This window comes from Paraburkholderia caffeinilytica (assembly GCF_046030355.1).
GTDB lineage: Bacteria > Pseudomonadota > Gammaproteobacteria > Burkholderiales > Burkholderiaceae > Paraburkholderia > Paraburkholderia caffeinilytica_B.
The window spans coordinates 25,082-33,461 of sequence record NZ_JAQQCQ010000043.1 but is presented as its reverse complement, the minus strand read 5'-3'; the positions used below and the strand labels follow the sequence as shown (position 1 = coordinate 33,461).

Here is an 8,380-nt window from a genome sequence, read left to right as displayed (position 1 = left end):
TCTGCTCGCGACCCAGTTCATCTACTCGTTCTAACACGACCTGCCTCATCGCGTGGCCCGGCTGTATCGCGGGCCACGCGTCAAGGCCTCTTCTGCATGCCCTGCCTATGCTTCCATTCTCAAACCAGCCTCACGTCGCCTCGTATTACGCAGCAACCGCTAACGACACCACCCGCCATCCGCCGCTCGAAGAAACGCTTAACGTCGACGTCTGCGTAATCGGCGCGGGACTCACCGGCATCTCGACGGCGTTGAACCTCGCCGAACGCGGTCATTCGGTCGCGGTGCTCGAAGCATCGAAAGTCGGCTGGGCCGCGAGCGGCCGCAACGGTGGCCAGTTGATCGGCGGTTTTGCCTGCGATATCGACACATTCGCGAAGTTCATGCCCGCGGATGACGTGAAGCGTGTTTGGGACATGGGGCTCGAAACCCTGGATATCGTCAAGGAGCGCGTCGCGAAGCATCAGATCGACTGCGATCTGACCATCGGTTATCTGACCGCAGCGAACAAGCCGCGCGATACGGACGCACTTCAGAAATGGCGCGACGAAGCGCAACAGCGCTTCGGCTATGACCGTTTCAGCTATGTCGACGCCGACGGCGTCGGCGAGTATGTGCAATCGCAACGCTACCTCGGCGGATTGTTCGATGCGGATAGCGGCCATCTGCATCCGTTGAATTACACGCTTGGCCTGGCGCGCGCGGCGCGTGACGCCGGCGTGCGGATTTTCGAAGACAGTTGTGTCACCGCGCTGCGCCAGGAAAACGGCCGGCATGTGGCCGAAACCGCGCGCGGCAAGGTGAATGCGCAATTCGTCGTGCTCGCCTGCAATACCTATCTCGGCCAACTCGCGCCAGATCTCGCCAGCAAGATCATGCCGGTCGGCACCTACGTGATCGCCACCGAACCGCTCGACCCCGATCGCGCCGAAGCGCTGATGCCGGCGAAAGCGGCCGTGTGCGACAGTCGCTTCGTGCTGGACTATTTCCGGCCTGCTCCGGACAACCGCCTGCTGTGGGGCGGCAAAGTCAGTTACTCGACGTTCGCGCCGCGAAACTTGGGCGAGGCGATGCGCCGCGATATGCTGAAGACCTTCCCGCAACTCGACGATGTCAAAATCGACTATGCGTGGGGCGGTTTCGTCGACATCACCATGAATCGTGCGCCGCATTTCGGCCGACTATCGCCTACCGTGTATTTCGCGCAGGGTTTCTCCGGCCATGGCGTGAACACCACCGGACTCGCCGGCAAGCTGATCGCCGAAGCGATCGATGGCCAGGCGTCGCGCTTCGATCTGTTCGGCAAGATTCACCACCGAGATTTTCCGGGCGGCGCTACACTGCGTACCCCTGCCCTCGTGCTTGCGATGGCCTGGTATCGAATGAAGGACCTGCTTTGATGAATGCTCCAACACCTGGCTTCAACACTCTCGACCACCGCGCCGATGCGCTAATCGCCAACTCCTACTACGAGGCGAGCGCCACCCGTCCGCTGGCTGACGATCCGATGCTCAACGGTACCGTGGAGGCCGACGTCTGCGTGATCGGCGCGGGTTTCTCCGGTTTGTCGGTGGCATTGGAATGCCGGGCGCGGGGACTATCGGTCGTTGTGCTCGACGCGCATCGTCCCGGTTGGGGCGCATCGGGCCGCAACGGCGGGCAAACGCTGGTCGGTTTCGCGAAAGACGAAATCATCGAACGTCAACTCGGACTCGATGGCGCACGCGCCGCGTGGGCGATGTCCGTCGAAGGCGTGGCCCTGGTGCGCGAGCGTATCGAGCGTTACGGCATCGATTGCGATTTCACCTCCGGCTATCTGACGGTAGCCACCAAACCGAAGCGCGTGCCGGATCTGCGTTCGTGGATGGAGTCAGCCTCGCAACGCTGGGGCTATACGAAACTCTCGTGGCTCGATACCGATGAAGTGCGTTCACGCGTCGCTTCGCAACGCTATCTGGCGGGTGTCTACGATCCGTTTTCCGGCCACCTGCATCCGCTCAAGTATTGCCTCGGCCTCGCCGATGCGGCGCGTCGCGAAGGTGCTCAACTGTTTGCACATTCGCCGGTGATCGAAGTCGTACGCGGCGCACGGCCTGTCGTGCGGACAGCTAGTGGCGAGGTACGCTGCCGCTTCGTCGCGGCATGCGGCAATGCCACGATCGGCGACGTGTTGCCTGCGCCAGTAGCCGCGCGCATCGCCCCGATCGCGTCGTATATCGTCGCCACGAAACCCCTTGGCAAAGCACGCGCTGATGCGCTGATCAAAGGGCGCGAGGCGATTTGCGACAACAACTTCTTCCTCGATTACTTCCGTCTGTCGGCTGATCATCGCGTGCTGTTCGGCGGACGCGCGAGTTCGACCGGCGCCTCGCCCGTGCAACTCGGCGAAGAGATTCGCAAGCGCATGATCGGCGTGTTCCCGCAACTCGGCGATGTACGAATCGACTATGCGTGGGGCGGTTTTGTCGACGTGACGCGCAATCGCGCGCCCGATTTCGGTTCAATCGATCCGAACTATTTCTACGTGCAGGGCTTTTCAGGGCACGGCGTGGCGTTGACGGGTATCGCCGGACGTGTGATTGCCAAAGCCATGGCCGGTGAAACCGCAGCCTTCGATCTATTCGCGCAACTGAGGCATGCGCGCTTTCCGGGTGGGCCGGCATTGCGTGGGCCGGCGCTTGAACTCGGGATGATGTATCACCGGATTCTGGAGTTGTTCTAGGTCACCGCCGCTGCGGCCCGAACATACGCGACAACGCGCGTGCAAGCTCCTTGACGGCGGCATCCGCCGTCGGGCGGTGAAGCAGCGCGATATCCATGGTTTCGATTGAAGGAAACCCGTTCCTGGGTGTCAGCACGGCGTGATCCGCCGTCACCGCACGCGCGGGTAGCAGACTGATACCGAGACCATCGGCAACGGCAGCCTGAATGCCGCTCAAACTCGAACTGATGAAGCTCATCCGCCAGCGGCGCCCGAGTCCTTCGATCGCGTTGGTCATGTCGTCACGGTATAGCCCACGCGGCGGAAACGCGACGAGCGGAATCGGATCGAGCTGGATCGACGGGTTCTTCGCACTGTCGATCCACCGCAACTGCTCCGGCCAGTACGCAACGGCCTCGCGGCTGTTGCGCCGCTGCTTCACGAGGATCAGATCGAGGTCGCCGCGATCGTAGCTATTGCTCAGATCACGGCTCAATCCGCTGGTCACTTCCAGCTTGACCTGCGGATGCTTGCGGTTGAACGCAGCGAGCATATGGGTTGTCGGGCCGCCGACGAAATCTTCCGGTACGCCCAACCGGACAGTCAATCCCACCGTCGCGCCCGACAGCGCCTCAATCATTTCATCGTTAAGGGCAAGCATACGGCGCGCGTAGGCGAGCAAGGTTTCGCCGGCATCGGTCGGACTCACGTCACGACTGCCTCGCTCGAGAAGCTTGTGTCCCGCCATCTCCTCCAGGCGCCGTACTTTCTGGCTCACGGTGGACTGCGTGGAATGAAGCCGTGCAGAAGCCGCCGTGAAGGTGCCGCAATCGGCCACCATGACGATGGCCTTCAACAGATCCAGGTCGAACAACGGTGTACGTGCTTTGGCGTGGGGTTTCATCGAACGTTTCGGCCTTTGAATGCGGACGCCGAGTTCTATCACGCGTCAAATAGGCTGGCAACCGTGCACGGGCCATACGCAGGCTCACGACAGCCATCGGCGCCTATTATTCGATTTTCAACTGGCGACCATTCAAACATTTAATTTTTGAATGCCGGGCGAGGTAGTTAACATCAATAGATGTCGATGCGCTGGCCCAGGCGGCCTCCCGCTTCGCTTCAACATCAGACAAATAAATCTCGAATGCAAGGCCATGCGCCGCACGGCGCGGCCGTCATAGCCGAAGAAAAGCCATGACGAGACACTTTTCCGGAGACAGGTATGAAGAAGACTCAATCGAGAACAGTGGGAGGATGCCGCTCGTGGGCATCGGCACAGGTAGGGATCCAATGAAACTTCGCCTTTTGCTGGCCGCGCTGCCCTTCATCGGCATCTATTCGGGCGGCACGCTCGCCGCCGGTACGCCGCTCCTGTTCGGCCTGCCGTTTCTGCTCGTATGGAATCTGTTCTGGATGGCGGCAACCGCCGCCATCCTCGCCATCATCTATTGTCTCGACAGCCGCGACGAAGCTGCGCGCGCCAGCGAACACCCAGGAGGCGGACAATGAACCCGGCCCTGGTCATCATCATCCTGTTTGCCCTCTTCGCGCTGACGGTCGGCCTGTACGCGCGCCGCGGCAAGACGTTCAGCCTGGAACAATGGGCGGTCGGCGGGCGCGGCTTCGGGTCGCTGCTCACCTTCCTGCTCATGGCAGGTGAGGCTTTCTCGACCTTCTCGTTTCTCGGCGCGAGTGGCTGGACCTACAGTAAAGGGGTGCCGGCGTTCTACATCCTGTCGTACGGCTGCCTCGCGTACGTGTTCGGTTACTGGATGCTGCCCGCCATCTGGCGTTACGCGAAGGAGCGCGGGCTCGTGTCGTTCGCCGATTATTTCGCGTCGAAATACGACAGCCGCGCGATCGGCGTGCTGGTGTCGGTGGTGGCCGTCTTCGCGATGGTGTCGTTGCTGATCATCCAGTTACGCGGTCTCGGCATCATCGTCTCGGAGATGTCGTATGGCCTGATCTCACAGGAAACGGCCATCTGGATCAGCGCAACCCTGATGGTTCTGTACATGAGCGTGTCGGGCATCCACGGTTCGGCAAGCATTGCGATCTTCAAGGATGTGCTGATCCTTGCGCTCGCGGTGTTTCTCGGCACCTATTTGCCGCTGCACTACTTCGGCGGCTTCGGCGAAATGTTCGCGCGCATCGACGCCGTTCATCCGGAACTGCTGCGCATGCCGGAGCACGGTTTCAATCTGAGCTGGTACAACTCGACACTCCTGCTGACGTCGCTTGGCTACTACTTGTATCCTCATGGTTTCACTGCTGTCTACGTGGCGCGCGACGCGTCGGCGCTCCGCAAGAACACCATGCTGATGCCGATCTACCAGGTGCTGATCGCTTTCCTGTTCCTCGTCGGTTTCGCCGCGGTGCTGACCGTGCACGGGCTCGAAGGCGCGCAAACCGATCTCGCGCTGTTGCGGCTCGTCAAACAGACCTTCCCGTCGTGGTTCGTCGGGATCGTCGGCGGCGCGGGCCTGCTTACGGCCCTGGTGCCGGGCTCGCTGATCATGCTCAATGCGTCGACGATGATCGCTCGCAACATCTACCGCGAAGGTTTCGCACCGCACGCGAGCGACCGGCAAGTCGGCCGCGTCGCGCGAATCGCGCTGCCGCTGTTCACGCTGGTTGTCGTCTACTTCGTGCTGCGTGGCGGTTCGAACTTCGTCGCGCTCGCGATCTTCTCGTCGAGCTTGCTGACGCAACTCGTTCCCATGCTCGCTTCGAGTTTCCTGAAACGACCATTCGGCACCCGGGAAGCCGCGTTCGGCGGCATCTTCGCAGGCGCGGTCGTGCTGGCGCTGGCGAACTGGCGCGGCATGACGCTGGCCTCGGTTTTCCCGGCCGCGCCCATCGCCTTCACCTCCATCAACACGGGGCTCGTCGCGTTGTTCGCCAATGCAGTAGTGTTCATCGCAATCAGCGCCGCGCAGCGCGCGCGTATCGCCCCGTCCATCGAATCGGCCTAACCACCATGACTCGCTCGCTTCTCCTCTCCAACGTCCGGCTCGCTGACGGTCAGCCGGTTTCCGTATCCATCGCCGATGGCCGTATCGCCGCGCTCGGGCCACATGTCGAGGCGCAGCCCGGCACGCGGGCCGAAGACGGCGGCGGTGCATTGCTGCTGCCGGGTTTCGTCGAAGGACACACGCACATCGACAAGAGCAACTGGGGCCAGCCGTGGTATCGCAACGCGGTCGGACCCGCACTGACCGACCGGATCAACAACGAGCGCGAATGGCGCAAGACGTCGGGACACGATGCGGCGAGCCAGTCGCTCGCGCTGGCGCGGGCATTCGTGCAGGCAGGCACGACGCGCCTGCGTACCCATGTCGACGTCGATACCGATGCGGGGATGCGTTATATCGAAGGCGTGCTCGGCACACGGCAGGCCATGCGTGATGTGCAGGATATTCAGATCGTCGCGTTTCCCCAGTCGGGCATGTTGATCCGTCCCGGCACCGTCGAACTGCTCGGCAATGCGCTCGCCGAAGGTGCCGATGTACTCGGCGCGCTCGATCCCGCCTTGATCGACGGCGATCCGGTCGCGTCGCTGAATGCGACCTTCGAGCTGGCGGAACGCTACCGCAAGCCGATCGATATCCATCTGCACGAACCCGGCGAAGTTGGCGCATTCACGCTGAAACTGCTGCTCGACCGGGTGGCGGCGATGGGCATGCAGGGGCAAGTCGTCGTCAGTCACGCGTTCTGCCTCGGTGCATTGCCCGAACGTGAACGCGACGCACTGCTCGAACGGATCGCGTATCTGCGCGTGGCGCTTCTGACCAGCGCGCCGCCGTCTCGCCCGGTTCCGCCGCTCAAGGTTTGCAGGGACAAAGGCATCACGATCTTCGGCGGCAACGACGGCATTCGCGACACCTGGTCGCCGTATGGCGTACCGGACATGCTGGAGCGCGCGATGCTGATCGGCATGCGCTACGACTTGCGGCGCGACGACGACCTCGCGATCGCCTTCGACTGCGTGAGCGACGCGGCCGCGCGAGGTTGCGGTTTCACCGACTATGGCCTGCGCGTGGGCGCACGCGCGGACCTCGTGCTGGTCGACGCGGAATGCGTCGCGCATGCCGTGGTCGCCCGGCCCAAACGCCGCCTGGTCATCGCCAACGGCCGCGTCGTCGTGCGCGACGGCGAACTCGTCGACGCTGCGTAACCGTGCGCGAGCACCTCACAAAAAAACTGCATATGAACGATAAGCAACAGGTCGACACGCTGATCGAGCACGGCTGCGTAATCACACTCGATCCCGCGCGCCGCGTCATCGAAGATGGCGCGGTGGCCATCCGCGACGGCCGCATCGTCGCCGTTGGCGAGACAGACGCGCTTGCGCGGCAATACCAGGCAGACCGCGTGATCGACGCACGCCGCAAAGCGGTGCTGCCGGGTTTCGTCGACGCCCATGCCCACGCCGGGCACGCGATGCTCAAAACGATTGGCGGCGCGAACGGCGATGCATGGTCGGAGGCATGCGAGATGATCTATACGCGCGCCTCGGACGAAACGTTCTGGGAAATGGAATCGCATCTTGCCGCGCTGGAGCGCCTCAAGGCCGGTGTGACGACAGGCGTATCGCTGCTCGGCGGCGGGGATTCGATCATGCGGGTCGACGACCCTGTGTATGCACGGCGTCATTGTGACGCGGTGGTCAAAACAGGCACCCGTTCGATCGTTGCGGTCGGGCCGTCACGGCCACCCGAACCACGCGCTTACACCCGTCACGGCGAGAACGGCAGCGTAACCCGCGACGTCGATTTCGCGCAGATGTACGACGTTTGCGAAGCCATCATCGACGCATGCCATGGCGACGCCAACGGCCGCATCCAGATCGCGTTGACGCTGCCCGTCTATGCACCGCAGCACTATCCCGAGCACGCGGCACACGAACGTGTCTTCCGGCTTCAGGCCGAGCGCTACACGGCGCTGGCCCGCGAACGCGGTCTAAGCCTGACGCAGGATGGTCATCGCGCCGGCTCGCTGGATTTTGCGCACCGCGAGCTGGGACTGCTGAACGCGAAGTCGTTCATGTCGCACGCCATCGACCTCACCGCCGCGGATATCGCGGCATGCGTCGAGACCGGCGCGTCGATCGTGCACAACCCAAGCGCGATCATGTCGATCATCGGACGTTGCCCGGTGCCGGAACTCATCGATGCCGGCGTGACGGTGGCGATCGGCTCGGATGGCGCGGCGCCCGACCGGGGCTATGACATGTTCCGCCACATGTGGCAGTGCATGCATTACCACCGCCGTCACTTTCGCGATCCGGACGTCCTGCCGCATGGCAAGGTGCTCGAAATGGTGACAATCGACGCCGCCAAAGCGCTGTCGCTCGACGACGAGATCGGTTCGCTCGAAGTGGGCAAGCAGGCCGACATCATTCTGGTCGACCTGTACAAGCCGCACCTGATGCCGATGAATATGCCCGTCCACCGCGTCACCTGCTTCGCGAATGCGGGCGACGTGTGCATGACGATGGTCGGCGGCAAAGTCCTGATGGAGAACTACCGGGTGCTGTCGGTGGACGAAGGGGATATTCTCGAGCGCGTCTCGGCGGCTGCGGATCGCGCATTCGACCGCGCAGGGATGCGTCATCTGCTGGAAACGCCACCGACGGTGTGGCGAGGCAGCCATTATTAATTCCAGCGTGGCTTG

Annotated in this window: 7 protein-coding genes; 6 read left to right on the top strand and 1 reads right to left on the bottom strand. The window is 62.7% G+C overall.

Features of this window, described 5'->3' with window-relative positions:
* Positions 1–107 precede the first annotated feature (107 nt).
* The gene (locus PQQ95_RS35865) at positions 108–1,400 is read left to right on the top strand and encodes an NAD(P)/FAD-dependent oxidoreductase (RefSeq protein WP_408446941.1); all 1,293 of its coding nucleotides are present in this window, start codon (positions 108–110) and stop codon (positions 1,398–1,400) included.
* Positions 1,400–2,722, top strand: a complete 1,323-nt coding sequence (locus PQQ95_RS35860; protein ID WP_408446938.1) for an NAD(P)/FAD-dependent oxidoreductase — start codon at positions 1,400–1,402, stop codon at positions 2,720–2,722. Before PQQ95_RS35865 ends, PQQ95_RS35860 begins: the two co-directional genes overlap by 1 nt.
* 1 nt (position 2,723) lies before the next feature.
* On the opposite strand, the gene PQQ95_RS35855 is transcribed toward PQQ95_RS35860, so the two are convergent.
* Positions 2,724–3,605, bottom strand: a complete 882-nt coding sequence (locus tag PQQ95_RS35855) for a LysR family transcriptional regulator (RefSeq protein ID WP_408446935.1) — start codon at positions 3,603–3,605, stop codon at positions 2,724–2,726.
* A 389-nt stretch (positions 3,606–3,994) separates the two neighbouring features.
* Here PQQ95_RS35855 and PQQ95_RS35850 point away from each other — a divergent pair, with 389 nt between their 5' ends.
* From PQQ95_RS35850 to PQQ95_RS35835, 4 genes are read left to right on the top strand one after another with little or no spacing between them, the layout of a single operon-like run.
* A complete protein-coding gene (locus PQQ95_RS35850) occupies positions 3,995–4,213 on the top strand; it encodes a DUF3311 domain-containing protein (RefSeq protein WP_408446932.1) in 219 nt (72 codons plus the stop codon).
* Positions 4,210–5,679, top strand: a complete 1,470-nt coding sequence (locus PQQ95_RS35845; RefSeq protein WP_408446930.1) for a sodium:solute symporter family protein — start codon at positions 4,210–4,212, stop codon at positions 5,677–5,679. Before PQQ95_RS35850 ends, PQQ95_RS35845 begins: the two co-directional genes overlap by 4 nt.
* A gap of 5 nt (positions 5,680–5,684) precedes the next feature.
* Positions 5,685–6,881 carry an amidohydrolase family protein gene (locus PQQ95_RS35840; protein WP_408446928.1) on the top strand — a complete coding sequence of 399 codons (1,197 nt, stop codon included), beginning with the start codon at positions 5,685–5,687 and terminating at the stop codon, positions 6,879–6,881.
* 32 nt (positions 6,882–6,913) lie between these two features.
* Complete coding sequence (locus PQQ95_RS35835) at positions 6,914–8,365, top strand: amidohydrolase family protein (RefSeq protein WP_408446925.1); 1,452 nt, start codon at positions 6,914–6,916, stop codon at positions 8,363–8,365.
* Positions 8,366–8,380: the final 15 nt, after the last annotated feature.

Bases quoted from the DNA above. Each gene is read 5' to 3' on its own strand.
- PQQ95_RS35865 (WP_408446941.1), top strand. From the start codon at position 108: ATGCTTCCATTCTCAAACCAGCCTCACGTCGCCTCGTATTACGCAGCA.
- PQQ95_RS35860 (WP_408446938.1), top strand. From the start codon at position 1,400: ATGAATGCTCCAACACCTGGCTTCAACACTCTCGACCACCGCGCCGAT.
- PQQ95_RS35855 (WP_408446935.1), bottom strand. From the start codon at position 3,605: ATGAAACCCCACGCCAAAGCACGTACACCGTTGTTCGACCTGGATCTG.
- PQQ95_RS35850 (WP_408446932.1), top strand. From the start codon at position 3,995: ATGAAACTTCGCCTTTTGCTGGCCGCGCTGCCCTTCATCGGCATCTAT.
- PQQ95_RS35845 (WP_408446930.1), top strand. From the start codon at position 4,210: ATGAACCCGGCCCTGGTCATCATCATCCTGTTTGCCCTCTTCGCGCTG.
- PQQ95_RS35840 (WP_408446928.1), top strand. From the start codon at position 5,685: ATGACTCGCTCGCTTCTCCTCTCCAACGTCCGGCTCGCTGACGGTCAG.
- PQQ95_RS35835 (WP_408446925.1), top strand. From the start codon at position 6,914: ATGAACGATAAGCAACAGGTCGACACGCTGATCGAGCACGGCTGCGTA.